Source organism: Hymenobacter jeongseonensis (assembly GCF_015694725.1).
Lineage (GTDB): Bacteria > Bacteroidota > Bacteroidia > Cytophagales > Hymenobacteraceae > Hymenobacter > Hymenobacter jeongseonensis.
In genome coordinates this window covers 183,953-209,467 of the sequence record NZ_JADQDQ010000002.1, presented here as the reverse complement: position 1 = coordinate 209,467, position 25,515 = coordinate 183,953, and the positions used below count along the sequence as shown (strand labels likewise).

The 25,515-nt window shown below is 61.2% G+C and carries 17 protein-coding genes; 6 read left to right on the top strand and 11 right to left on the bottom strand.

Going from position 1 to position 25,515, the window contains the following annotated elements:
* Positions 1-42 precede the first annotated feature (42 nt).
* The 3 genes from I2I05_RS04525 to I2I05_RS04515 form a co-directional block, all read right to left on the bottom strand.
* Positions 43-1,110, bottom strand: coding sequence for a glycoside hydrolase family 43 protein (locus tag I2I05_RS04525; protein WP_196281045.1), 1,068 nt, complete (start codon positions 1,108-1,110; stop codon positions 43-45).
* Between the two features lie 149 nt (positions 1,111-1,259).
* Positions 1,260-2,306 (bottom strand): glycoside hydrolase family 43 protein, encoded by a 1,047-nt coding sequence (locus I2I05_RS04520; protein ID WP_196281044.1) that lies wholly within the window; start codon positions 2,304-2,306, stop codon positions 1,260-1,262.
* A gap of 50 nt (positions 2,307-2,356) precedes the next feature.
* Positions 2,357-3,454 (bottom strand): cellulase family glycosylhydrolase, encoded by a 1,098-nt coding sequence (locus I2I05_RS04515; protein ID WP_196281043.1) that lies wholly within the window; start codon positions 3,452-3,454, stop codon positions 2,357-2,359.
* Positions 3,455-3,678: 224 nt separating this feature from the next.
* On the opposite strand from I2I05_RS04515, the gene I2I05_RS04510 reads away from it, so the two are divergent.
* The 4 genes from I2I05_RS04510 (at position 3,679) to I2I05_RS04495 (ending at position 11,498) form a co-directional block, all read left to right on the top strand.
* Entirely contained in the window at positions 3,679-4,752 is a 1,074-nt protein-coding gene (locus tag I2I05_RS04510) for a glycoside hydrolase family 43 protein (RefSeq protein WP_230688155.1), read from the top strand.
* 108 nt (positions 4,753-4,860) lie between these two features.
* On the top strand, positions 4,861-6,123 hold the full coding sequence (locus I2I05_RS04505) for a zinc dependent phospholipase C family protein (protein ID WP_196281042.1): 1,263 nt from the start codon (positions 4,861-4,863) through the stop codon (positions 6,121-6,123).
* A 287-nt stretch (positions 6,124-6,410) separates the two neighbouring features.
* Positions 6,411-10,430, top strand: a complete 4,020-nt coding sequence (locus I2I05_RS04500; protein WP_196281041.1) for a lamin tail domain-containing protein — start codon at positions 6,411-6,413, stop codon at positions 10,428-10,430.
* A gap of 189 nt (positions 10,431-10,619) precedes the next feature.
* The gene (locus I2I05_RS04495) at positions 10,620-11,498 is read left to right on the top strand and encodes a T9SS type A sorting domain-containing protein (protein WP_196281040.1); all 879 of its coding nucleotides are present in this window, start codon (positions 10,620-10,622) and stop codon (positions 11,496-11,498) included.
* A 109-nt stretch (positions 11,499-11,607) separates the two neighbouring features.
* Here the strand turns inward: I2I05_RS04495 and I2I05_RS04490 are convergent, their stop codons facing one another.
* The 3 genes from I2I05_RS04490 to I2I05_RS04480 form a co-directional block, all read right to left on the bottom strand.
* Positions 11,608-13,017 (bottom strand): TolC family protein, encoded by a 1,410-nt coding sequence (locus I2I05_RS04490; RefSeq protein WP_196281039.1) that lies wholly within the window; start codon positions 13,015-13,017, stop codon positions 11,608-11,610.
* A 54-nt stretch (positions 13,018-13,071) separates the two neighbouring features.
* A complete protein-coding gene (locus tag I2I05_RS04485) occupies positions 13,072-16,161 on the bottom strand; it encodes an efflux RND transporter permease subunit (RefSeq protein ID WP_196281038.1) in 3,090 nt (1,029 codons plus the stop codon).
* A 69-nt stretch (positions 16,162-16,230) separates the two neighbouring features.
* Positions 16,231-17,439, bottom strand: a complete 1,209-nt coding sequence (locus I2I05_RS04480) for an efflux RND transporter periplasmic adaptor subunit (protein ID WP_196281037.1) — start codon at positions 17,437-17,439, stop codon at positions 16,231-16,233.
* Between the two features lie 182 nt (positions 17,440-17,621).
* On the opposite strand from I2I05_RS04480, the gene I2I05_RS04475 reads away from it, so the two are divergent.
* Positions 17,622-17,978, top strand: coding sequence for an MGMT family protein (locus tag I2I05_RS04475; RefSeq protein ID WP_196281036.1), 357 nt, complete (start codon positions 17,622-17,624; stop codon positions 17,976-17,978).
* Between the two features lie 17 nt (positions 17,979-17,995).
* On the opposite strand, the gene I2I05_RS04470 is transcribed toward I2I05_RS04475, so the two are convergent.
* A complete protein-coding gene (locus I2I05_RS04470) occupies positions 17,996-19,384 on the bottom strand; it encodes a hypothetical protein (RefSeq protein ID WP_196281035.1) in 1,389 nt (462 codons plus the stop codon).
* Positions 19,385-19,487: 103 nt separating this feature from the next.
* On the opposite strand from I2I05_RS04470, the gene I2I05_RS04465 reads away from it, so the two are divergent.
* Positions 19,488-22,148 (top strand): TonB-dependent receptor, encoded by a 2,661-nt coding sequence (locus tag I2I05_RS04465; RefSeq protein ID WP_196281034.1) that lies wholly within the window; start codon positions 19,488-19,490, stop codon positions 22,146-22,148.
* A gap of 132 nt (positions 22,149-22,280) precedes the next feature.
* Here I2I05_RS04465 and I2I05_RS04460 read toward each other — a convergent pair whose 3' ends face one another.
* The 4 genes from I2I05_RS04460 to xseA form a co-directional block, all read right to left on the bottom strand.
* A complete protein-coding gene (locus I2I05_RS04460; RefSeq protein WP_196281033.1) occupies positions 22,281-22,697 on the bottom strand; it encodes a response regulator in 417 nt (138 codons plus the stop codon).
* Positions 22,694-23,509 carry a sensor histidine kinase gene (locus I2I05_RS04455; RefSeq protein ID WP_196281032.1) on the bottom strand — a complete coding sequence of 272 codons (816 nt, stop codon included), beginning with the start codon at positions 23,507-23,509 and terminating at the stop codon, positions 22,694-22,696. Before I2I05_RS04455 ends, I2I05_RS04460 begins: the two co-directional genes overlap by 4 nt.
* A 283-nt stretch (positions 23,510-23,792) precedes the next feature.
* Complete coding sequence (gene xseB, locus I2I05_RS04450; RefSeq protein WP_196281031.1) at positions 23,793-24,095, bottom strand: exodeoxyribonuclease VII small subunit; 303 nt, start codon at positions 24,093-24,095, stop codon at positions 23,793-23,795.
* 52 nt (positions 24,096-24,147) lie between these two features.
* Positions 24,148-25,479 (bottom strand): exodeoxyribonuclease VII large subunit, encoded by a 1,332-nt coding sequence (gene xseA / locus I2I05_RS04445; protein ID WP_196281030.1) that lies wholly within the window; start codon positions 25,477-25,479, stop codon positions 24,148-24,150.
* Between the last annotated feature and the right edge of the window lie 36 nt (positions 25,480-25,515).

Sequence of the window (25,515 nt, the reverse complement as noted above, 5' to 3'; positions counted from 1 at the left end):
TTTGTGAAAGCTAATTAAAGCTGCGTGCCAGCGGAGCCGCCGTTACTCTCCGCTGGGCCGGGGCAGGGCCACGCCGACCGTGGCGGGCGTGCCAAAGTCGGGCGTGCCATCGGCCCGGTACGTGAAGGGCTGCATGCGCGGGTTGCGCTCGTTGCTGCAGCCCTGGCCCGCGCGGCTGTTGGCGTGGTAAAGCAGCCAATCCTGCTGCCCGTCTTTCGATTTGAAAAATGCGTTGTGTCCCGGTCCGTAAGCGCTTGCGGCGGGGTTTTTTACGAAGACCGGAGTTGGCGTTTTGGTCCAGGACGAGGCCATCATCGGGTCGGCCGTGGCCGTGGTGCTGAGCAGGCCCAGGGCATAGTCGTCGGTGGTGCAGTGGCTGGCCGAATACACCAAGAAGGTTTTGTCGCCGTGCTTCAAAATCTGCGGGCCTTCGTTCACGGGCAGCACGCCTTGCCGCTCCCAACTGAATTCGGGGCGGGAGAGCTCCACGCGCGGGCCGGTCAGGGTCCAGGGGTTGCTCATGGCCGAGATATAGAGGCGCTGTTCTTCGGTAGCAGCATTGTCATGGCCCGACCACAGCAAATAGCGCTGGCCGTTTTGCTCCAAAATGGTGGCGTCAATGGCCCAAAAGTCTTGGTTGGGGTTGAAAATGCGGCCCTTCTCCAACCAAGTGCCGGTGGTGGGGTCGGCGGCGCTGTTTTCCAGCACCCACAGCCGCTGGCCGCCGCAGCAATTGCCGGGACCTGCCGTGAAATAGATGTACCACTTGCCGTCCAGAAAGTGAAGCTCCGGGGCCCAGATGTCCCGCGAATTGCTTCCGTTGCTCGGCGGCGTCCACACCACGGTGGCGGGGGCGTTGCCCACGTCCGCCATCTTGGCCGTCTTGCGCAGTGTGACGTTGTTGCCAGTGGTGGCCATGTAATAATAAAATCCGTCCTTTTGATAGACCCACGGGTCAGGACCCGACGAGAGCAGCGGATTGGTGAAGGTGGTGGCCACCGGGAGCGGCGGCACCGGTGTCGGTGGTACCGGCGCGGGGGCAGGGGCTTTGGAGCACGCTAGCAGCCCGAGCAGAAGCCAGGACGCGGCAATGGAGCGAAGATGAATCATAAGTTGAACTACGCGGGAAAGAAGGATATAGTGGGAGAGATATAAAATTAAAGGAAATATAGTTTGCAAACGTTTGCACTACGCGCCGCATGACGTCATTTTCTCCCTAGCGCAACGGTTCAGGCAGTATTTTTTTTACTTCAACAAGTTCATTCGCCGGAAGGCCGGGCTATTGGCTGGCCAAGCGTCACGGGCTTCCCAAAATGCGGAGTGCCATCGGCTTGCCAGGTAAAAGGCTGAGCGCGGGGCGAACGGAATCGGCCGCAGCCCTGGCCGGGCTCGTCGTTGGCGTGGTACAGTATCCAGTCCTCGGTGCCGTCCGGCGATTTGAAGAAGGAATTGTGGCCCGGCGCAAACACCTTGGCGGCCGGGTTCTGCTGGAAAACGGGGGTGGTATGCTTGGTCCAGGAGCCGGGTTGCATTAGGTCGCTGCCGGCCGCGGCCGTGAGCATGCCCAGGGCGTAGGTATCGGTCCAGCAGCCGCTAGCCGAATAAATGAGCACCAGCTTATTGCCGTGGCGCAGCAGTTGGGGCCCCTCGTTCACGTCCACGTGGGGCGGGTCTTGCGGGTTGTTCAGGTCGCCGTTGCGCTCCCAAGGGAAAATGGGTGTCGATACTTTCAGGCTTGGCCCGTCAATCGTCCACGGGTTTTTCATGCGGGCCAGGAAGATGCACTGGCGGCCGTTTACATCGCCTTCCCAGCCGGACCACACCAAGTAATACTGGCTGTTGTACTCAAAAACGGAGCCGTCGATGGCCCATTTGTTGGCGCTGTCCTGGAGTTGGCCCTTGTCGGTCCAGGTGCCTTGCATGGGGTCGGGCGAGGCGTTTTCCAGCACCCACAGCCGGTGGGTTTGGTTGGTGCCGGCATCGGCGGCGTAGTAGAGGTACCACTTGCCGTTGAGGAAATGCAGCTCCGGCGCCCAGATGTCGCGCGAGTTGGGGCCGGTGGCCGGCGGCGTCCACACCACCTTGCTGGGCGCGGTTTTGAGCTGGCTCAGGGACTTGGTTTTCCAGAGCGTGATGTTGCGGCCGGTGGTGTGCGTGTAGTAGTAATAGCCCTCGTGGTAGATGCTCCACGGGTCGGCCCCGGCGGGCAGCAAGGGGTTGGTGAAGGTCGGCTTCGCGGCTGGGGGTGCCTGCGCGGCGCTCGCCTGCGCCAGCAACAGGCAAATCCAAACTAAGAGTAACCGCATAGAAAGGTGATTCATGGACAAGCCGAACTGCGTGAGCAAAAGGAGAGGGGCTACTTTCCGTTTATCTTCTTAATCAAGTCCGTCTCGTCCTGCCGGTAGGGCGTGCCGTCTTTGCGGAACACCTCGTGGAACCACTCCACGGGCTCGCCGCCGTCGGCAATGGGCACGTCCCACTGGTACTTGGTGTTGGTTTTGCCATCCACCAAGCCCCAGTTGATGGCGCCCACGTTTTGCTGCTTGAGCAGGGGCATGATGTTAGCGAAGCGGCTGTTGCGGGGCCGCGCCATGTATTCGGTGCAGATGAGCGGCCGGCCGTGGGTTTCCAGCAGCTCGATGATGCGCTGGTGCGAGGGCGTTTCGTCGTAGCAGTGGTAGGTCACAATGTCGGAATTCAGCGCCTGGTACTTGTTTAGCGCTTCAAAGCCCCAGTTCCAGAGGCCCATGCTCAGCGGTTGGCTGGGGTTGACTTCGCGGGCCCAGGCAAACACGTTGCGCACCAGCGGCAGCGAGGTATTCAGTTTATCGGAGTTGCCGGGCTCGTTAAATAAGTCCCAGAGCAGGACGCGCTGGTCTTTGCTAAAGCTGCGGAGCACATCCTGCACGTAGGGCTTCAGGGCAATGAACTGGCTGGAATCGCGCGAAATCACGTCCCCAGGGTCCTGCATCCAGCCCGAGTTATGAATGCCGGTTTTGGGCGCGGGCTGCAGGCCGGGCTGCGGAATTTTGTTCCAGCAATCGTCGAAAAAGACCAGAATGGTTTTGATGTGGTGCTTGTCGGCCAAGGCCAAGTAGGCGTCCACGCGCTGTTTGAAGCCCTTTGGGTCCTGCTGCCAGGCCAAGCTGTGCAAAAACACGCGCATGGTGTTGAAGCCGATTCCCTCGGCCCAACCCAGCTCGCGGTCGATGGTGGTGGGGTCGAAGGTGGCGGCCTGCCACATCTCGAGCTGGTTGATGGCGGTGCTGGGCGCAAAGTTGGCCCCCGACATCCACGGGTGGGTTTTATACCAGGCGTTGGCCTTCTCCACGGACCAGCGCTGGCCCTGCGCGGCCGCGAGTGCCGCCGTGCCCTTGGTTTTAATCTTGGTTTTCTGGGCAAATGAGCCGGTGGAAGCCAGCGCCAGCAACACGAAGAGGAGGAGTTTTTTCATAGAAAGGGGAGGAGGGAGAGAAAGCCAGCGGCGTGGCGTAGCCGCCACGGCGCCATGTTGAGGGAGGAAAGATAGGGGGGCTTTCGGGTTTTGCGTGCTTTTGTGCACAATCGATTGTTTATGCCTAATTTTCACGCCCTGGCCAATCAAGAGAAGTGCCGCTGACACTTCGAGGTGCCGGCTTTGCCTCCTTCCACTCGTTTTCAATTCCTCATACTTTGCCCATGCCCACTCGCCGAAACTTCCTGCTGCAAGCCTCGGCTGGCATGGCCGCCCTGGCGCTGGCCAGCCAAGCCACGGCCTGCTCCAAACCCCGGACTTACACCAATCCCGTGTACGCGGCCCAGTTTCCTGACCCGTTTGTGCTGCGCCACGAAGGGAGATACTATGCCTTCGGCACCACCGGCAAGGCCCGAACCAACGACGGCCGCATTTTCACCCTGCTCACCTCCGACAACCTTGTGGACTGGCAAGCTGCTGGCGGCGCCCTCACCCCGCCCGCCGGCGCCGAGGATGCCGATTTCTGGGCACCGGAAGTGGTGTTCCACCAAGGCACGTTCTACATGTATTATTCCATGGGCGGCGGGGCCATTGGGGCCACCGTGGGGCACCGCCTGCACGTGGCCACCAGCAAAAAGCCTGAGGGCCCCTACACCCAAGTTGCCCTGCTCGACGTACCCGCCAGCAAGTTCACCATCGATGCCCACCCGTTTCAGGACACCGACGGGCAGTGGTACCTGTTCTACGCCCGCGATTTCATTGATACCGACAACAACTACCGCCCCGGTACCGGCCTGGTGGTAGACCGCCTGCTCAACATGACCCGCTTGGCGGGCGAGAGCCGCACCGTGATGCGCGCCCGCCACGACTGGACGGTGTTTGAGAAAAACCGCACCATGCCGCTCTACGACAACAAAACCTTTGCCGAGTGGCACACGCTGGAGGGGCCGTTTATTCGGAAGCACGCGGGCAAGTACTATTGCTTCTACAGCGGGGCCAACTTCCTCACGCCCCGCTATGGGGTGGACTATTGCGTGGCCGATTCCATTTTGGGTCCGTACTCGGATGTCGGGGCCGAACAAGGGCCGCGCGTGCTGGCTGCAGTGGCCGGCCACGTGCGCGGGCCCGGCCACCATTCCCACGTGCTAAGCCCCGATGGCCGGACCGAATACCTCGTGTACCACGCCTGGAACAAGGCCATGACCGAGCGCCAGCTGTGCATCGATAAACTGGCTTGGACGGCCGACGGACCCCGTTGCGAAGGCCCCACGTACCTGCCCCAACCCATGCCGGCATAACCATCGGCCCGGATACCGGGTTTGGGGCTGACAGTCTGCGGGCAACGGGTGGCAACGGTGGAGTGCCGTTTGCCGTTGCAAGCGCTCCAAGTTGTGCTTATTACGCTCATGCTCCGTTTCCTCCCCTTGCTGCTGGCGGTGTCGCTGGCTTTCGCGGCCCGCCCGGCGGCCGCATACTCCGTCCTCACCCACCAGGCCAACATCGACTCGACGTGGGAACGCAGCCTCATGCCGGCCTTGCAGCGGCGCTACCCCGGGGGCACACCCGAAGAAATGGCCGACGCCAAGGCTTATGCCTACGGCGGGGCCATTATCCAGGACATGGGGTACTACCCATTCGGCAACGTGCTGTTTACCAACCTGACGCACTATGTGCGGTCGGGCGATTTCGTGCGGAGCCTGATAAACCAATCGGAAAACCGCAACGACTACGCCTTTGCGATGGGTGCCCTGGCCCACTACGCGGCCGATATCAGCGGGCACGCCGAGGGCACCAACCGGGCCCTGGCCAGCGTGTATCCCGACCTGGCCAAGAAGTTCGGCCCCGTCATCACCTACGAGCAGGCGCCCAAGCAGCACACCCAGCTCGAGTTTGCCTTTGACGTGGTGCAGCTGGCCAGCGGCAAGTACCACACCCAGGAATACCACAAAAACTTCGGGTTCAAGGTGAGCAAATCGGTGCTGGAGCGCGCCTTTCTGCAAACCTACGGGCTGGAGCTGGGCAAGGTGATTGCCAACGTGGACCTGAGCATCGCCTCCTTCCGCTTCGCCGTGAGCCAGCTGATTCCGACCGCCGCCCGCGCCGCCTGGCATTACAAGCGCCAGGATATCATGAAGCTGAGCCCGGGCGCCAAGCGGCGCGATTACTTGGAGCGCATCAGCTCCCGGCAGTTCCGCAAGGAGTACGGCAACGAGTACGAGCGGCCCGGCTTTGGGGCCCGCATCATTTCCTACTTCGTGCGGGTACTGCCCAAAATCGGGCCGCTCAAGCCCTTTGCCTTCAAGCTGCCCACACCCGAAGCCCAGGCCCTGTTCAAGGCCAGCTTTCAGACGGTGCTGGTGAGCTACCGAGCCGACATTGCCCGGCAGCCGGCCGATACGTCGGCCTCGCCCCTGGCCCTGCCCAATACCGATTTCGATACCGGCCGCCCCACCAGAGCGGGTGCCTACGCGCTGGCCGACGAAACCTATGGCCAATGGGTGCGCATGCTTTCCAAGGACAAGTTTGAAAAAATTAACCCCAGGGCCCGCCAAAACATCTTGGCCTTCTACAACGCGGGCATCCAAATCCCGGCCTCGGAGGAAGAGAAGGAAGCCAGCAAGCTGCGCGAAACCCAGGAGGCCCTGGTTCAGCTTCGGGCGCTCAAGTAGCCACTGCACAATCACTAACTGCAACTGTTTGAATAGAATGCCCGGCTTTTTGCCGGGCTTCTTTTTTTCACCTATATTTCCATACTTAACTGCACAACGGCTTCATGTTAGTCATTGAAAACCGCTCAGTTGGCGTGTGTGGGCACACCGCCCGCGCCTGCTGAGGCAGCAGCAGCTTTTTGGGTACCGCATTTGCGTCGTTTGGTCGCTAGTTCGGCTTTTTGGATGTTACTGTTTCATTGTTTTTTCTTCTGCTCACTTTTTTCTCGCTTGTTAAACCACCACTTATGTCAAAAAAATACTCGACGGTGCAGTCGTTCCGCTGGTTGCGGCTGCTCACCTTATTGCTGCTGTTGCTGCCGCTAGCCGGCAGGGCACAGATTGTAATTAGCCAGGCTTATGGCGGTGGCGGCAATGTTGGCTCGGTTTACAAAAACGACTTTATTGAGCTCTTCAACCGCGGCACGGTGAGTGTGGACGTAACCGGGTGGACCGTGCAGTATGCCAGCGCGACTGGTACTTTCTCGGTGGGTGGTGCTAGCAGCTTTACCACGCTGTCGGGTACCATTGAACCCGGTAGGTATCTGCTGATTAAGCAAGCTGCAGGAGCGGGAGGAACCACTGATTTGCCAACAGCGGATGTGACCGGAACCATTCCGATGGGTGGTGCCAGCTTTAAAGTGGCGCTGGTTCGGAACAACACGGTGGCAACTGCAAGTGCGGGCCCTACCACGACTTTCTCCTCAAATGTGGTCGACTTTGTTGGCGTGGGCACAGCAAACGCTTATGAAGGCGCCACTGTAGCTCCACTTTTGACGAATGCAACGGCCGCTATACGGGCGAGCAATGGCTGCACTGATGCCAACAACAACGGGGCAGATTTTACGGCTGTAGCGGCCAATCCGCGCAATTCTGCTACTGCAGCCGCGCCATGTGGCGCGGCTACGGGAACCTGCGCCGCTCCCGGCGCGCCCACCTTCGCTAGCACCACCATCAGCACCTCATCGGTCAGCTTTGTGCCCGATGCCACCAACACGGCCAACTACACCGTAACGGCAACGCCAGCCTCTGGGCCGGCCGTCACGGCTTCGGGCGCAGCATCGCCTATCACCCTAACGGGGCTCTTGGCTGGCACCACCTATACGGTAACCGTGGCCGGCACTTGCGTATCAGGTGGCACTAGCCCGCTCTCTACTTCCGCTTCCCTCACTACGCTCGCGTCGACCGTAACGTGCGTGGCGCCGACGGATGTTGCCGTGGGCACCATTGCCACTACCGGGGCCAGCGTGTCATTCACCGGCGATGCGTCGGCAACGAATGGCTACACCGTAACGGCTACTCCCAGCGTGGGCTCGGCCATAACGGCTACCGGCAGCGAATCCCCGATTGCCCTCACGGGCCTCGCCAACAATACCACCTACGAGGTAACGGTAAGGAGTAACTGCGACGGAAGCACGGAAACCTCGACCCCAGCCGTCAGCTTTACGACGTTGTTGGCGGCTCCTACCCTCACCAGCATCAACCCAACCAGCATGGTGGCCGGCGAAACCAGAACGATTGCCTTTGCAGGCAGCAATTTTGTGAGCGGGTCCACCGTCAATTTCAACGGAACGAGCGTGGCCACCACCTTTGTGAGCATCACCAGCCTCACAGCCGAAATAGCGGCTCCGTTATCGTCTGCAGACGCGGTTTTTCCGGTGTCGGTGACGACAACCGCTGGCACCAGCACCACCCGCAACCTCACAGTGCGGGGAGTCGTAACGCCCATTAGTATCAGCGCCGTCAACACGGCTTATACCGAAAACTTCAACACGCTGGCCACCAGCGGTACCAGCGGAACACTGCCCGCTGGCTGGTCATTTATCGAATCAGGGTCAAGCGATGACCAATTGTACACCGCCAGCAGCGGCACGTTAACTGCTGGCGACACCTACAGCTACGGAACGGGAGCGGCTGCTGACCGCGCCCTAGGCTCGCAGGCCAGCGGCAACTTGCAAGCCACCTTTGGGGCCTCGTATACCAACAATACCGGCGTTGCCATTACCAACCTCCGCATCAGCTATACCGGCGAGCAATGGCGCCTTGGCGAAGCGGACCGCAACACCTTTGATAACCTAGCCTTTGGGTACGCGAGCAGCGGCGCCTCGTTTGCCGCCGCTAGTTTCACCCCGTTTTCCGGGCTGGACTTTACGACGCCTAACATCACCGGTACGGCGCCGCTTTCGCGCGATGGCAACGCCAGCGCCTACCGCAGCACCATTACGCGGACCATCACGGGCTTGAGCATTGCTCCGGGTGAAAAATTCTTCATCCGCTGGGCAGATTCCAATATCTCGGGTTCTGATGATGGCTTGGCTATCGACGACTTCTCGCTCACGGCCAATGCCGTGCCGCCCAGCATTGTGGTGAACGACGCGCGAAACCTGAGCGGTGACTACACCAACGTGACCATTACCAGCTCGGGCCGCGCCACCCTGAATGGCCCGCTGACGATAGCCGGAACCCTGCTGGTGCAGGCCGGCGGTTCGTTGTTGCAAAGCTGCCAGCCCATCACGGGCCCCGGCGACTTTGTGCTGGAAGCCAACGCCGGACTGGTGATTTGCGACCTCGCGGGCATTGCCACCACCGGCGCCGTGGGCGCCGTGCGGGTAACGGGCACCCGCACGTATAGCCCCGGTGCGGGCTACATCTACAACGGCACGGGGCTGCAGGTAACGGGCACCGGCCTGCCGGCCCAAGTGGGCGCCATCGGCGTGGCCAACCCCTTGGGTGTTACCCTGAGCCAGGCAGTGTCCGTGGCCAAGCAGGTAACGCTGCAAGTCGGCAACCTGAACACAGGTGACTTCACGTTCACCCTGCTTTCGGATGCCGAAGGCACTGCGGTAGTGGACAATGGTTCGTTCGGCAGCGTCGTGAACGGCAGCACGACCGTGCAACGCTACATCAGCAGCGCAAATCCTTTGGGCTACCGCCACTATTCGGCGCCGGTGAGCAACACCACCGTCAACGACCTCGCCACAAGCAATTTCACGCCGATTTTTAATACGAGCTATAACACGAGCCCCACGCCCGGCACGGTAAAGCCGTTCCCCACGGTATTCCGCTACGACCAGAACCGCATTACCACGGCAATGTCGAACTATCCCGCATTTGACAAGGGTTGGTTTTCGCCCGCCGCCGGCGATGCCATGGCCGTGAACCGCGGTTACTCGGTGAATGCGCCCAACACGGCCCTCGTAGATTTCGTGGGTACCCTGAACAACGGCCCGCAGCTGTCCGGCCCCCTGAGCCGGGACCCCCAGGCGCAGGCCGGCTGGCAGTTCCTCGGCAACCCGTACCCCGCCCCCCTCAACTGGAGCACCGTGACCCCGGCCCAGCGTCCTAACATGGACGCGGCCATGTACGTGTACCAGAGCAGTGGCCAGTATTCGGGCAGCTACCGCAGCTTTGCCAACGGCATCGGCGGCTCGCCGCTGATTGTGACCGGCTCGGGCTACTTTGTGCGCGTATCCACGGCCGGCACCATCGGCGCGGTAAACCTGACCAACGCTAACCGGGTGCCGCTCTTCGGCGATACGCCCATTTTCGGACGCGGTACCGCCGACAGCCGCCCCCAATTGCAGTTGCAGCTGCGCGGCACCAGCGGCCGCGACGAAGCTTACGTGTACTTTGAAGCCGGTGCAACCGCTGGCCTGGATGCCCAGTACGACGCCGTGAAGATGTCCAACCCCAGCGGCCTGAGCCTGGCTTCGGCCACTGGCAGCGCGGCGTTGGCCATCAACGGCCTGCCCGAACTGGGCGCTTCGGCGGTACTTGTGCCCCTGAACGTGGCCGTGCCCCGCGCCGGCAACTACTCGTTCGAGGCTGCTGCTGTGACCAACCTGGCCGGTACGACCGTTACCTTGGTAGATGCTCTCACGGCCACCCGCACGGTGCTGACGGCAGGCGGCACCTATGCCTTCGCCGTGGCCGGCACGTCGGCCACGGGCCGGTTCTCACTTGAGTTCCGCACCAGCGGCGTGTTGGCTACCAACGCTGCCCAGGCCCTGTCGGCCCAGACTCAGTTGTTCCCGAACCCTGCCTCGGCCTCGTTCCGGGTGCAGCTGCCGCTGCTGCGCAGCAAGGCCGCCGTATCGGCGACGCTGAGCAACGCCCTGGGCCAGACCGTGCTGACTCGTTCCCTGAGCGCGCCCGCCGGCCAAGCCATCCACGCCGAGTTTGACGTACGCGGCCTAGCCCGCGGCATCTATACCCTGCGCCTGACCATGGACGGTGAGCAAGTAGTTCGCAAAGTGGTGGTGGAGTAATATTCCCGTTACCATTTATCGAAAAGGCCGGCCCTAAGGGTCGGCCTTTTTTGTGGCTAAATTCAACAAAGTCTTGGGCGAATTGGGAGAGTTGTAAATTGCCCACAAAGCGCGGTTAAACCTCCGGTGGCCTCACCCGTCAATGGCAGTACAAATCCTACTACTCATTACCAATTATTTTCCATCATCATGAAATTAAGAGCCGCATTTCTGCTGTCCCAGGTATTGCTGGTGCTGCTGTTGGCGCCCGTCGCCTCCGTGGCCCAGGACCGTCGCCCGTCCCGCCAGGCGCCCTCCGCACGCCTCGAAATACAAGCCTACCAAAAGGCTCGCGTGCAACCGGTGCTGCGCCAGCAGCGCCTGAAACTGGAGGCTCAGCTCGCTCCGGCCGACCGTACCCAATTGGCGGCTTACCGTGCCCAACTGAAGACGTTGCGGGAGCAAGGCCGTGCCCTGCGGAAAAGCGCCGCGCCGGCTGGTACGCGCCCCACCTTTACGGAAGCCCAGCTGCAGCTGCGCCAGCAGCTACATGCCCAAACGAAAACCGTGATGCAGGGAGTGGCGGCGATGGCCCGGAAATACCAGCCAACCATTAAGCAGTTGGTCCAGGAGGTGCAGCCGCAGCAAGAGCAGTGGGCGGCCGATATGCGGGCCATCGCCTTTAAAAACGCAACACCCGAGCAGCAGCAAAAGATTACGGCACAAGCCAGTCGAAAGCCACACCATAGCTCCAGCAACCGCTTCTTCAGGCCCACTGACTTTTTGCTAATGGATGTCTCGGCAGCAGCGGCAACTGAAGCGGGGCGGGCCGGGGTAAATTTCAGCTTCTATCCCAACCCCGTGACGACCACCAGTCAGCTCGACTTCAACGTAAAGCAATCCGGCCCCGTGACGGTGGATTTGCTCGACGGGAAAGGCAACACGCTGCGCACGCTGGTGGCAGAACCCAACGCCGAACAAGGCCCCCACTCTCAGCAGCTGAATTTGCGCGATTTGGCGGCTGGTACTTATTTCTACAAAATCACCACCAAATCCGGCTCCGAGACGAAGCGGTTTGTGAAGGAATAACGGGTTGTTTTTGTAGAGACTGAACTTAAGAATTCATCCACGAAAAAGCCCCAGCACTGCGCAGTGCCGGGGCTTTTTCACGTTAAAAACGACTCTGGTTGACAGACCGTTATTGTCCCTGCACCAAGCCTCCGCTCAAGCGGCGCAGGATGGTTTCGGCCTGCTTGGCTTGAAAGCGGATGTCGAGCAGCCGCACTTCGGCATCAAGCTGGGTGCGTTGGGCTTCGCGCAACGCCAGGGGCGTGAGCAGGCCGAGGCGGTAGCGCTCCAAGGCAATGGCCACGTTTTCGCGGGCCAGCAGGATGTTGGCTTCTTCGAGCTCCAGCAGCTTCAGGCGGTTCTGGTATTGCGCAAACGACTGCTCGGCGTCGGCGTCGAGTTGTAGTTGGGTTTGGCTGAGCTGTAACTGGCTTTGCACTTCGCCAATGCGGGCATTCTGCTCAAGCCGGTTGCGGTTGAAACCGTCGAAAATGGGCACGGAAGCTACTACGCCGTAGTTCAGGCCGTAAGTACGGCCGGTGTTGGTCACGAGCTGGCTGCCAAAAAAGGCGGCGCCGTTCACGTTCCGGTTCAGGCCGTAGCCCGACGTCAGGCCCACTTGCGGGAAGCGCGAGGCACGTACCAGCTTGCGGTCGTAAGTGGCCACTTCGGTGTTGGTTTTGGCAGCTTGCAAGCGCGGGTTATTTTGCTGAATGGCTTGCGTGATGGCCGCTTGGTCCAGGCTCCGGGTCACCACAATGGAATCGGCGGGGCTGAAGTCGGTGCGGGGCGTGCGGCCCAGCAAGTTGTTGAGGTTAATTTTGGCGGTGGTCAGCAGTTCCTGCTGTTGGATGAGAAGCGACTGGTCAGCATTATAATCCACGCGGGCGGTCAGCACTTCCACCTTGGCGCTCACGCCCACATCTACCCGGCCCTGAGTGAGGTCGATGCGGGCCTGACCAATTTTCAGTGCTTCTTCAATGGATTTGATTTTCCCTGACTCGCGCACCACGGCGTAATACGCGTCGGTGATGGCGGCTACCGTTTCTTCCAATGTAGCGCGGGTAAGCTGGCGTTGGCTTTGGCTCAGGGCTTTTAATCGGTCGTAGGCGATGAACATGCCGAATCCGTCGAAGATGGTCCAAGTGGCGGCCACGTTGGCGTTCAGCAGGTTCGATTGGGCATTGTTGGCTACGCTGGGTTCGGGCCGGCTCGAGGATTCCTGCCGTACGTTGTTGCGGTTGAAAGTGCGGGTGAGGTTGCCGTTCACCACCGGCAGCTGGCCGGCGTTGCCGCGCGTCACGTTGTTTTCCGCAATCTCCTCATCCGTGCGCGAGAGCCGGATGTTGAAGTTGTTTTCCAAACCGAGCTGAATGGCTTGGGCCAGGGTAAGCGGTGGCGCAGTGGCTACCGTCACCGGTTTGGCCGTTTGGGGCTTGGCCTTGGGCTTTTCAACGGGTTGCTTCGGCATGAGCACCGGCTGTTGGGCCTGGGCTGCACCAGCGGCGGCAAGGAGGAAAAGGAAAAGAAAACGGGACATGGAGAGAATAAAAATCAGCAACTTGGCTCCCCGACGGGGAGCCAAGTTTTACAATTAAGCAGCTATTGCGGGCTCAGTAGCCGGCTCGGCTTTCTTGTGCTTTTTGGCCGTAGCGAAATAGGAGTACATCACCGGCACCACGTACAGCGTGAGGCCCGTAGCGAAAAACAGGCCGCCCACCACGCCGATGCCCATGGCCCGGCGGCTCAGAGCGCCCGCACCCGTGGCAATGGCAATGGGCAGAATGCCCAAAATAGCGCACAGCGACGTCATCAGAATAGGGCGGAAGCGGGCTGTAGCGCCTTCAATCAGGCCCGTCATGTAGTCTACGTTGAATTTCTCAACGCGCTGGTTGGCGAATTCCACGATGAGAATACCGTTTTTCGTCACCAGGCCAATCAGCATAATGATGCCAATTTGCGAGAACAGATTCAGCGTTTGGTTGAAGTACCACAAGCTGAGCAAGGCGCCCGAAAGGGCCAGCGGCACCGTCACCATGATGATGACCGGGTCGCGGAAGCTTTCAAACTGCGCGGCCAGCACCAGGTAAATCAGCACCAGCGCCAAGCCGAAGGCGAAGAGGAGAGAGGAGGAGCTTTCCTCAAAGTCGCGCGAGGCGCCGGACAATTCAGTAGTAAACGTTTCGTCCAGGTTTTTCTCCGCGATGGCGCGCATGGCCGCGATGCCGTCGCCCAGCGTTTTGCCGGGCGCCAGCGAGGCCGAGAACGTAGCCGAATTGTAGCGGTTGAAACGGTAGAGCTGCGGCGGCGTGCTGCTTTCCTCGAGGCGGATGACGTTGTCGAGCTGCACCAATTCGCCTTTGTCGTTTTTCACCGACAGCAGGCGCACGTCCAGCGGCTGGTTGCGGTCTTCGCGGGCCACTTGGCCGATAATCTGGTACTGCTTGCCATTGCGGATGAAGTAGCCGTAGCGCTGCCCACTCAGGCCCGACTGCAGGGTTTGCGAGATGCTCTGCACCGAGATGCCGAGGCTCTGGGCCTTCTCGCGGTCAATGTTCACGCGCAGTTCGGGCTTGTTGAACTTCAGGTTCACGTCCACGAACTGGAACGTGGGGTCTTGGCGGGCCAGTTCGAGGAACTTCGGCACGGACTCGCGGAGCTTGTCGAAGCTCTGGTTCTGCATCACGAACTGCACCGGCAGGCCGCCGCCGCCGCCACCGCCAATGCTTTGGTCTTGCGATACCGACGTGCGGGCCGCCGACAGGCGCTTCACGCCCGCCGTTAGGCTTTTGGCCACATCGTCCTGGTTTTTCTCGCGGGCATCGGCTTCCACCAGCAGCACGCGGGCCGTGCCGGAGTTGGAGCCGCCCCCAAAACCGGGCGAAGTCACCGCAAACACACTGCTCAGGTTTTTCTCGCCCGCCGAATCCATTGCCATCTTGGTGACTTGGGCCATGTAGCTGTCCATGAACTCAAACGAGGCGCCTTCCGGCCCCGTCGCGTTGATGTTCACCCGGCTCCGGTCCTCGATGGGGGCCAGCTCCGAGGGCAGCGCACCCATAAAGAACCAAATGCCGCCGCCCGTCACGGCTATCATCACCCAGGCCATCCAGCGGTTGCGCAGGAATGTTTCCAAGCTGCTTTGGTAGCCGCCAATCATTTTCTCAAAGAAGGGCTCGGTTTTGCGGTAAAACCAGTTGTGCTTTTCCTCGCGCTTCAGCAGTTTCGAGCACATCATGGGCGTGAGTGTGAGCGACACGAAGGCCGAAATCAGCACCGAACCCGCCACCACAATGCCAAACTCGCGGAACAAGCGCCCCGTGATGCCCGTGAGGAACACCACCGGCAAGAACACCGCCGCCAGCACCACCGTGGTGCTGATTACGGCCATTAGAATTTCCTCGGAGCCTTTGATGGCCGCTTCCTTTGGTTCCTCGCCATCCTCAATGCGCGAGTAAATATTCTCTAGCACCACAATGGCGTCATCCACCACAAGGCCAATGGCCAGCACGATGGCCAGCAGCGTCAGCACGTTGATGGAGAAATCGAGCAGGTACATCACGAAGAAAATACCTACCAACGACACCGGAATGGCCACTACCGGAATGAGCGTAGAGCGCCAGTCGCGCAAAAACAGGAAGATGATAATTACCACCAGCACAAAGGCCTCGATGATGGTGTGCTGCACCTCGCTGATGGACTTGCGGATAAAAATCGAGTTATCGAAGCCTGGCTTCAATACCAAGTCTTTAGGCAGGTCCTTAGCATACAGCGCAATTCGCTCGTTAAACTCCGTGGCAATGTCAATCTGGTTCGAGCCCGGCTGCGGAATCACAGCCAGGCCCACCATGGGCACACCGTTTACTTTGAAAATGGTTTGGTCGTTTTCGGGGTATAATTCGGCGTAACCGATATCGGACAGGCGAATGAGCGACACCTCGTCCTTGCGGATAATCAGGTTGTTGAAGTCCTCTACGGTGGTCAGGCGGCCCATGGTGCGCAGGGTGAGCTGGGTAGCTTCGCCTTGCACCGAGCCGCTGGGCAGCTCCACGTTTTCGCGGGTCAGGGCGGCTTGTACGTCCACTGGCGACACGCGCAGGGCCGACAGTTTCACGGGGTCCAGCCAGAGACGCATGGAGTACTTGCGCTCGCCGTACACGCGCACTTCCGACACCCCGGGAATGGTCTGAATCCGCTCCTTGAGGGTGTTGTTGGCGTAGTCCGTCAGCTCCAGCAGGGTGCGCTGGTCGCTGCTCAGGTAAGTCATCACAATGGGTTGTGAGTCGGCGTTGGCCTTGCTCACCACCGGCGGGTCAATGTCGCGCGGCAGGCGGCCTTGGGCGCCCGAAACCTTGTCGCGCACGTCGTTGGCGGCGCTTTCCAGGTCGGCGTCGAGGTCAAACTCGACCGTAATCTGGGTGCGGCCGTCGCGGCTGTTCGACGTCAGGTTCTTGATGCCGGCGATGCCGTTCAGGGCTTCTTCCAACGGCTCGGTTACCTGGCCCTGCATCACGTCGGCCGAAGCCCCGGTGTAGCTTGCCGACACGGTGATAATCGGCGGGTCCACGCTCGGGTACTCCCGAATGCTGAGGTACCGGAAGCCGATAACGCCGAAAATGATGATGACCAGGCTCATCACAATGGCAAGAACCGGGCGATTGATGCTGGTGCTGGATAAACTCATGGGATGAATTGTAGTTGCTGATTCGGAACAAAAACTCCCTTCCTGAAAGGGGAGGGGAGTCCTGGTTGATTACTTCGTCACGCGCACCGCGTCTCCCGGCTTCACTTGCAGAATGCCGGTGCGTATCACGCTGTCGCCCACCACCAAGCCATCCGTAATCTGAATCACCTTGTCGGAACGGATGCCGATTTTCACTTTCTTCGGCACCATTTTGTTGTTTTTCACGGTGTACACGCTGTAGCCGCTGGCCTCCGGAATCACGGCTTCGGTGGGCACCTGCAGGGCGGTTTCGCTTTCGCCCAGCTTCAGGTTCACGCGCACGAAGGCGCCGGGGCGTAGCTCGTTGCCGGTGTTGGCGAAGCGGGCGCGCACGGGCTGGGTGCGGCTCACGGGGTCAATCTGCGGGTCGATGGCGTAGACCTTGGCGTCGTATTTTTTGTTGGTGGTTTCGTCGAGCACGCTCACCACGTCGCCCACCCGCACGTTGGCAGCAAAGCGGCCGGGCACGGCAAAGTCAATTTTGACGGGCCGCACGCGCGAGAGCGTGGTGATTTCGGCGCCCGGGCTCACGTAGGTGCCCACCGTGGCGGTGGTCAAGCCCAGCACGCCCGAGAACGGGGCCCGCACATACGCCTTGTCCAGGGTAGCGCGCAGGGCCTGCAAATCGGCCTGGGCCGTGAGCAGCTGGTTGTTTGAGGTTTCGTATTCCTGGGCGCTGATGTATTCCTTATCCAGCAGCGTGCGCTGGCGGCGCTCCTGGTCCCGGAAAAGCTTGATGTTATATTGCTGCTTCTGAATGGCCGCCTGGGCCTCGTCGGCGTTGATGCTGAACAACAGCTGGCCCTTGCTTACCGACTGGCCTTCCTTGATGTTGAGGCTGGTGATTTTGCCCGATAGCTCGCTTTTGATGACAACCGATTCTTCGGCCAGCACCGAACCGGTGGCGGCTACTTCGTCGGTGAGGTTGGTGGCGGCCACCACGTACACTTGCACGGGGGTGCGCTGGCCTTTGCCGCCGGCGCCGCCAGGGCCGCCTTTGCCGCCCGCTGCGGCGCCTTTTTTATCACCGCCCGCCGCATTGCTGGGGAAATACTTCATTTTCACAAACACCATGGCGGCAATCACCAAGGCCGCAATCAGCCAGCCCAGCCAGCCGCGGCCTTTCGATGGCGGCGTTTCCGGGGTAGGGTCGGAAACGGGAGGGGCGGCGGTAGGCCCGGGCGTGGTGGTAGTATCCCACTTCGGAGCAGGAGCAACGGTGTTGGTTTCAACTGGCATAGGTGGCAAGAACGCGCAAGCGGCGGCGGATGTTTAAGTCAGGGCCCGACGCCCACGCCAAGCGGTAGGAAGGGTGGTCGGCCGTAGCGTATATAGTGCAAATTTTGCCTCAAAGGTTGCGCCCTTCTCTATAAAATAGACGTAGAGCGGCATCACCGGGACCGAAACCTATCTTCGTCCCGATGAAGCCAACCACTCAAACCGCGCCCGAGCCCCGCAATTTTTTCCAGGACGTGCACGAAGTCGTGCGCCTCATCCCGCCCGGCCGTGTCACTACCTACGGCACCATTGCCCATTACCTGGGGGCCCGGCACGGCGCCCGCACCGTGGGCTACGCCATGATGGCCGCCCACACCGCCGAGCACCACGTGCCCGCCCACCGCGTGGTAAACCGGCTCGGGCACCTCACCGGCCGCCTGCACTTTGCCACTCCCTTCGCCATGCAGGAAGCCCTGGAAGCCGAAGGCGTGCGTGTGGAAGAAGACCGGGTGGTCGAGTTTGCCAAGCTGTTCTGGGACCCGCAGGTGGAACTGGCGTAGTGGCCACCTTACTCGGTTTATTTGGTGCGGGCCCGAATGACGCGCAAGTCAAATACGCCCTTTTTAACGGCCACTCGTTCCAGCAGCGGGTTGGCCGGGTCGGCGAGGTCGCGGGCAATTTCGACGTAGGACGTGGTGCCGAAGGTGGGAATGAAAGCAGTGCAGCGCCCCGGCGCCGTTTGCAAGCACAGGCTCACCTCGCGCACCTTATCCGTGTAAGGAATGGCGGCAAACTGATGTGCGTCGAGCTCGGCTACAACCTTTCCGTTGAGCAGCACCTGAACCGGCCCGGGGGAGTTGCTGGCGCGGCGGTACACATAAATCATTGCCGTATCGGCCGCTGCCGCTCCGCTGGCCTCGGCAAATGGCGAAACGGCCCCCGTTACCATGTCCAAGGTAAAATCGGCGGGCTTGCCCGAGGTGGCCACCGCTGCGATGGCGCCCCCCGCAGCACCACCCAGGAAGCCGGCCGTGCCTACTGCGCCGGGGTCGGGCCCGTTGAAGCCCACGAAGTGAAACGAGTCGCCGGCCCGCGTGAGGGGCTGGTAGTGCCGCTTGTGCCAGATGTAGACCTGCTGCCCGTCCGAGAAGCCCCACGCGTCGCGCAGGGCCACTGGCGCACCCGTGGCTGCGGCCACCGTCGGTTCTACTTCCAGCGTGCCCTCCCAGCCCTTGGCAGTGCGGGGCGTGGTCCGGACACTCAAAGCCGGTTCAGTAACGGGTTGGTTGTTGCGGAACGCCAGAAACGTGGGGTAGTAGCCTTTGGGGCGCACCGAATCGACCAAGGCCGGGTAGCGGAGCGCCGCGGCGGCTGGGCGGCCCACCTGCTGTAGTTCGGCCAACGTGCGAGCCGGCTGGGGCGGCAGCTTTTCCCAATCGATGGTTTGGCACTGGGCGAGGCAGCGCTGAAATGCCAAGGCCAGATTGGTGGGGTGTTGCGCCGTGGTTTCCATGCCCCTGCTTTCCACCAGTTCGGCAGCGTTCAGCACGTAATAGTAGCCGTCGGCGAGGTGCGCGTACACATCCACCGACAATTCGACGGTGGCTTTTTCCGAAAAAACATTGATTTCTTCGGCCAGCTGCAGCTGCCGCACCACCAGCACAATGGCGTGGTCGGTAGGCCGAGCGGGGAGTTGGGCGTGTAGCCAAGCGGTCAGAGCTTGCGGCACCGAGGGGCGCAGGTCGGCCGACTGCCGAACGTTGTTCAGGCCCCGGTGCACGGTGCCGATGCCTGCCCGCCGGGCCCGGGCATCGAGCACTTGCTCTACGTGCACGGCCAGGTTTGGTAAGACGAGTGTGGCCGTGCTCAAGTCTACATAATACAGCTGCGCTTGCCCGGCAACCGGCAGGCCCAGCCAAAAAGTAAGCACCCAGAGAATCAGCGCGGGTAAAGGACGAGTTTGCATCCCGCAAATCTTACATTTATTCTATTGAACTCCAACGGGAGCTTCCGCTTACCGGGCCGTATATTTGTTGTCCCCGGAGTGTGCCGGGGCTCTTTATTTTGGTATGAAGCACTTTTTTACGGTCCTCCTAACGGTTCTGGTTACGCTGCCGGCTCTGGCCCAGACTACATTTTCCATTCGCGGGCGCGTACTCGACAAAGTGACCGGCGAAACGCTGCCCGGTGCCACCGTGCAGGTATCGGGCGGCGGCCAAAACACCGGCAGTGGCGCCGACGCCGACGGCTCGTTCAAAATTCCCGGCCTCCCGGCTGGCACCTACACTGTGCAGGCCAGCTTTATTGGCTACAAACCGCTCACCCAAACCGTCAGAATCACGACCCAAAACGTGGTGGCATCCTTCTCACTTAGCGCCGACAACGCCAGCCTGGAAGAAGTGACGGTGGTAGCGGCCCAGGCCCAGGAGCGGTCCACGCCCGTGGCTTTCTCGGCCGTGAACGAGGTGAAGCTCCGCGAAACCCTCTCCAACCGCGACCTGCCGATGATTCTCAACGAGACGCCCGGTGTGTATGCTACGCAGGGCGGCGGCGGCACCGGCGACTCGCGCATCAACGTGCGCGGCTTCGACCAGCGCAACGTGGCCGTGCTCATCAACGGCGTGCCGGTGAACGACATGGAAAACGGCCAAGTATACTGGTCCAACTGGGACTTGGGCGACGTAACCAAATCCCTGCAGGTGCAGCGCGGCTTGTCGGCTTCCAAGATTGCCGTGCCCTCGGTGGGCGGCACCATCAACGTGCTCACCAAGGGCTTCGACGATAAGAAATCGGCGCTGGCACGCGTCGAAACTGGTTCCAATAATTACCAGAAGTATTCGCTCATGCTTAGCTCGGGGCAGCTGAAGGGCGATTGGGCCGTGACGGTTTACGGCTCGCGCCGCACCTCCGACGGCTGGGTAGATAAAGCCTTTGACGATGCCTGGACCTACTTTGGCACCGTGAGCAAGCGGGCGGGCAAGCACAACCTCTCGCTCACCGGCCTGGGCTCGCCCCAAAGCCACGGGCAGCGTTCTTTTGCTTCGCAGGTGGCGCTGATTTCGGATGAAAAAGCCCGCGAAATCGGCGTTAAGCCGGTGGCTAACGGCAACCGCGGCTTCCAGTACAACCCGTATTGGGGTACGCTCGACCGCTACAGCATTGATGCCAACGGCAACAAGGTGAGCAACGGTCAGGAAGTACTCAATGAGCGCACCAACTTCTACCATAAGCCCCAGATTAACTTCAACGACCTGTGGCAGGTCAGCGACCGTCTGTTTGTTTCAACCGTGATGTATGCCTCGTATGGCAAGGGCGGCGGGTCCAGCGGCCTCACCAGCGGCAACTCCACCACCATCGCCCAAAACAGCGTCACGGGCCAAACGGATTTTCAGAAGATTTACGACGACAACGTGGGCCAGGGCATCAACCCCAACCCCACTGGCCGGGCCACGCAGTTCCTCATCAACAGCGTGAACAGCCACCGCTGGTACGGCTTTGTGGTGGGCGGCGACTACTTGCTCAACGACAAGCTGACGCTGTCGGCCGGCGTGGACGGCCGCGACTATACCGGATTGCACTACCGCGAAGTGCGCGACTTGCTGGGCGCCAAATTCGCCACCAATTCTGGCAACCGCAATGTGGACCCCAACACCCCGCTGCAAGTAGGCGACAAGCTCGGCTACAACTACGACGGCAAAACCCGCTGGATGGGCGGCTATTCGCAACTCGAATACAAAACCCCACTGCTGTCGGCGGTGGTCAGTGCCACGCTCTCGCAGGTGGCGTACAAGCGCATCGATTATTTTCTGGAACGGGCGGCTGACAACAAGCCCATCGAAACCGACTGGACCCGGTTCACGGGCTACAGCGTGAAGGGCGGGGCCAATTACAACATCTCGGAGCACGACAACGTGTTCGCCAATATCGGCTACAACAGCAAGGTGCCGTTCTTCAACCTGCTCTACACCAACGCCGGCCGCAAGTACGACAACGTAAAGCCCGAGGGCATTTCGAGCGCCGAAATCGGCTACGGCATCACCTACCCCAGCCTGAAAGTGAGCCTGAATGTGTACTACACGCTATGGGCCAACAAAACCACTACTTCGTTTTCGAACGCCACCGGCGAGGCCGTGTACAGCAACGTGCGCAACGTGAACGCCCGCCACGCCGGCGTGGAGCTGAGTGTAGCCCAGGAAATCAGCCGCCGCGTGCAACTGAACGCGGCCATTGCCCTGGGCGACTGGCGCTGGACAGGCCGGGGCCTGCTGAACCAAACCAAGGAAGACGGTTCGTTTGTGAACCCCGACGTGGTAGACCAACCCGTGTACCTCGACGGTACCCACGTGGGCGATGCCGCCCAGAACCAGTTCCAGATTGGCCTGCGCTACGAGCCATTTCGTGGCGCCTACATCCGGCCCTCGTTCCTGCTCTTCACCAAGTACTACGCCGATTTCAACCCCGAAACCATTCTCGACCCCACCACCAGCACCGACTCGTACCGCCTGCCTACTTCGCGCAACGTGGACCTGCACATGGGCTACGAGTTCAAGCCGCTGCTGAACGAGCGGGTGCGCTTCGCGCTGAAAGGCTCGATTCTCAACGTCTTGAATGAATACTATTTCACCGACGTGTCGAACCGGTCCAATTCCAACACCAGCAGCCCCGCTGACTTGCAGGCCTTCTTCAACCGCGGCCGCACCTTTACCGTGGGCCTCTCGGCCACGCTGTAATTCCGGATTCTCCGTTTAAGCATTGACGTAAAAATCCCCGCTATCTGCCTTGCAGATAGCGGGGATTTTTAGTTGTAAATCAGAAGGCCAACAACGCTGGCCTGGGCCGATTAAGAATAGAAGGCAAGGCCCTTACAGCCGGTCGCCAGCGGCGGCGGCAGCCAGCACGGCACTGCGCATTTCTTCGGGCGAAGTGTTTTTCACGAGGTAGCTGTGGGCGCCTTCGGCCAGCACGGTGCTCACCAGCGAAGGGTCGTCGTGCATGGAAATGATGACCACCCGCACGCCCGGGAACTGGGTGCGCAGCAGCCGAGTGGTTTGCAGGCCGTCGAGAATGGGCATTTGCATGTCCATCAGCACTACGTTGGGGCGGCTGCCTTGGTCCAGAAGTTCGAGCAGCTCCTGGCCGTTGCCGGCCTCGCACACCACTTCAATGCCCGCATAGCCGCTGAGCAAAGCCCGCAATCCTTTGCGGAAGAGAATGTGGTCGTCGACGATTGCCAGCCGAACGGGCGTGGAGCCGACTACGGGCTTGTTGTTGGGAGTCATGAAGAAAGGGTGAAAGTGGGAGTGGGCATGCCCGCAGGCAGCAGCGTAACAGGTAAAATAGCCTCGACGCGGGTTCCCACGCCGGGCTCAGAATGGTAGTGGAGCTGGCCCCCAAGCACCGCCACGCGGCTGCGCAGGTTGATGAGGCCCATGCCCACGGGCTGCCCGTGGGGTCCCGGAGGCGGCAATTCTTCCAAGGCGTCTAAGTCGAAACCCTGGCCATCATCGGAATAAGTAAGGGTGAGCAGGCCGGGCACGGCTCCCATGCGCAGCACAATGTGGGTGGCATCGGCGTGCACCAGGCCATTGGTGAGCAGCTCCTGGGCAATGCGGTACACCATGAGCTCGTGCGGCGGAATGAGCCGGCCCATGGGGCTTTCCTGCTCCAGCCGTACTTCGGGGCCGTTGTCGGCGGGCACGGCCTGCACCAGCGCGCGCAGGGCCTGAGCCAAGCCCAGTTGCTGCAGCGTGGCCGGCTGCAGGTTGCGGGAAATGCGCCGCACCTCGGCCACTGCCTGGTCAATGAGGGCACTGGCTTCGGGGGCGGGCGGGCTTCCGGGGGCAAACAGGTGCAGCTTGGCCAAAGCCAGGATGGTGCCGACGCCGTCGTGCAGCTCACCGGCAATGCGCTGCCGCTCGTCTTCCTGGGCTACCAGGGCGGCGGCTAATGCTTGCTGCTGGGCCGCTGCCTTTAGCTGAGAAAGCTCGTGTTGCTGCTGAATTTTGGCCCGCTGGGAACGCGCGATAAACCACACCAGCCCAAATACGAGCAGTGTAGGAATGAGCAACAGCAAGGGCGAGAGTTCGGTCACATGAAGGCCCTCAGCAGCGGGCGGGAATCACAAAAGAAGGTAAAAATTCACTGCTCATTCAGCAAGAATGTAAACGGGGCACCAAGTATAGCGCACGCGCTACAGCCCTGGTTACGGGAAAGTAAGCACAAGATTCCTTCTGAGGACAAAGAGGGCCAAAAATGCACCTTTCGCAACAAAAAAACCGAGGCCTCGAGTACCGTGATGAATAAACGTTTATCAGAATAGGTGACCCAACTACTGCCGTGGTTAGTCGTGCCTCAGCAACGAGTGGTGGCAGCGGCTACCACGGGCGGCCGGGGCCGCCGGGCAGGTCGTCGTTTTCTTCCGAGTCGTCCTCGTTCTCATCATCTTCTTCATCGTCCTCGTCTTCCTCCTCCGGCAACTCGTCCGCTTCGTCCTCTTCGTCTAAGGTGTCGAATACCCGGTCCAACGATGCTTCGGCGTGGCGCAGTTTGTGGCGGCAAAGCCGAATGAGTTCAGCCGAGCGTTCCACGCGCGTGGTGAGGTCGTCCACGTCCACGGCATCTGTTTCGAGGGCGCGCAAAATGGTTTCCAGCTCTTCAATGGCTTCGCGGTAGGTCATTTTTGGGGGAGCAGTAATCAGTAAGTAGTTATTATAAGTTAATGCGGCGCTGTTAGCGGGTCTTCGTTGTTGGCTTAGTGGGCGCTTTAAGCTCCAGCTGGCAGCTATTAAGCGCTAAGCGCATTTCCTGGCGGTGCAGGTACCGCTCCATCGTCAGCTGTAGCCGGAAGCGCTGGCGCAACACAGCTTCGCGCCGGCGCCGGTGATGGCGGATAAAGCGACTCAACAAGGCCCGGCCGAACCGGCGCAGGCCGCGCTGCTCGCGGGCCAGGGCCCGGCGTGCCGCGCGCGGTAATTGGTGCCGGAAGCGAACCAGGCCCTGGCCCAGCTGCCGGAGTTGCTCGCGCGGGGCCTGGATGGCCTGGCGGGCGCGGGCGCGCAGGGCGTCGTGGGCAGCGTCTAGTTGGCGGTGGGCAGCGTAGCGGCTTTGCCCGCTCAGCTGGTCGAGGCGGGCGTGGCGTTGGCTCAGCTGGCGCCGGGCCAGCGCCGCCACCTGCTCGCCGTAGCCCAGAAAAGCAGCTTCGAGCCGGGCCAGTCGCTCGACCAGAAATACGGCCACGGCCGTGGGGGTTTTCAGGGCGTGGTGGGCGGTGAGGTCCACAATGGCTTCGTCGCGCTCGTGGCCAATGCCGGTGAGCACGGGGAGCGGAAACGCCCCCACGGCCGCGGCCAGCCCGTATTCGTCGAAGGCCAGCAAATCGGTGCGGCTGCCCCCGCCCCGAATTATCACCACGGCATCGAACTGGCCGCGCCGGGCGCGCACGCCATCCAGCGCCGCCCGGATGCTGGCGGGCGCTTCGTCGCCCTGCATCATGGCCGGAAACAAGGTCAGTGCAAAATCATAAGGCGCCTCGTCGAGCTGCTGCACGAAGTCCTGAAATCCGGCCGCCGTGGGCGAGGAGATAACCGCCAGCCGTTGCGGGGCCAGCGGCAGCAAAAGCTGCTTTTGGCGTTCGAGCAGGCCTTTTTCTTTTAGCAGGCGCAGGGTTTTCAGCCGCAGCAAAGCCAGCTCGCCCACCGTGTAGCTGGGGTCGATGGCCACGACGTCGAGGCTCAGGCCGTACTGCTCGTGGAAGCGCACTTGCACGCGCAACAGCAGCTTCAGCCCGGGGCGCAGGGGCTGGCCGGTGTGCCGCTCGAAGGCCGGCGCCAGCTGCTGGTAGCGCTGGCTCCAGAGCGTGGCGCGGGCCTGGGCTTTTACGGGCGTGCCGCGGCTGTCGGTGGTTTGCTCGGTGAGAGTGAGGTAGCAGTGCGCGCCGGCAAAGCGCGGCACGGTCAGCTCTGCCACTTCGGCTACCACCCAATAGGAGTCGGCCAACTGCTGCTGCAATGCTTGGCGCACGCGGCCCAGCAGGTCGGCCAGCCCGAGTGGGGGAGGAGGCACAAGGGGCGGAAGCTCAGGTCGGCGGTTGTAAAGCGG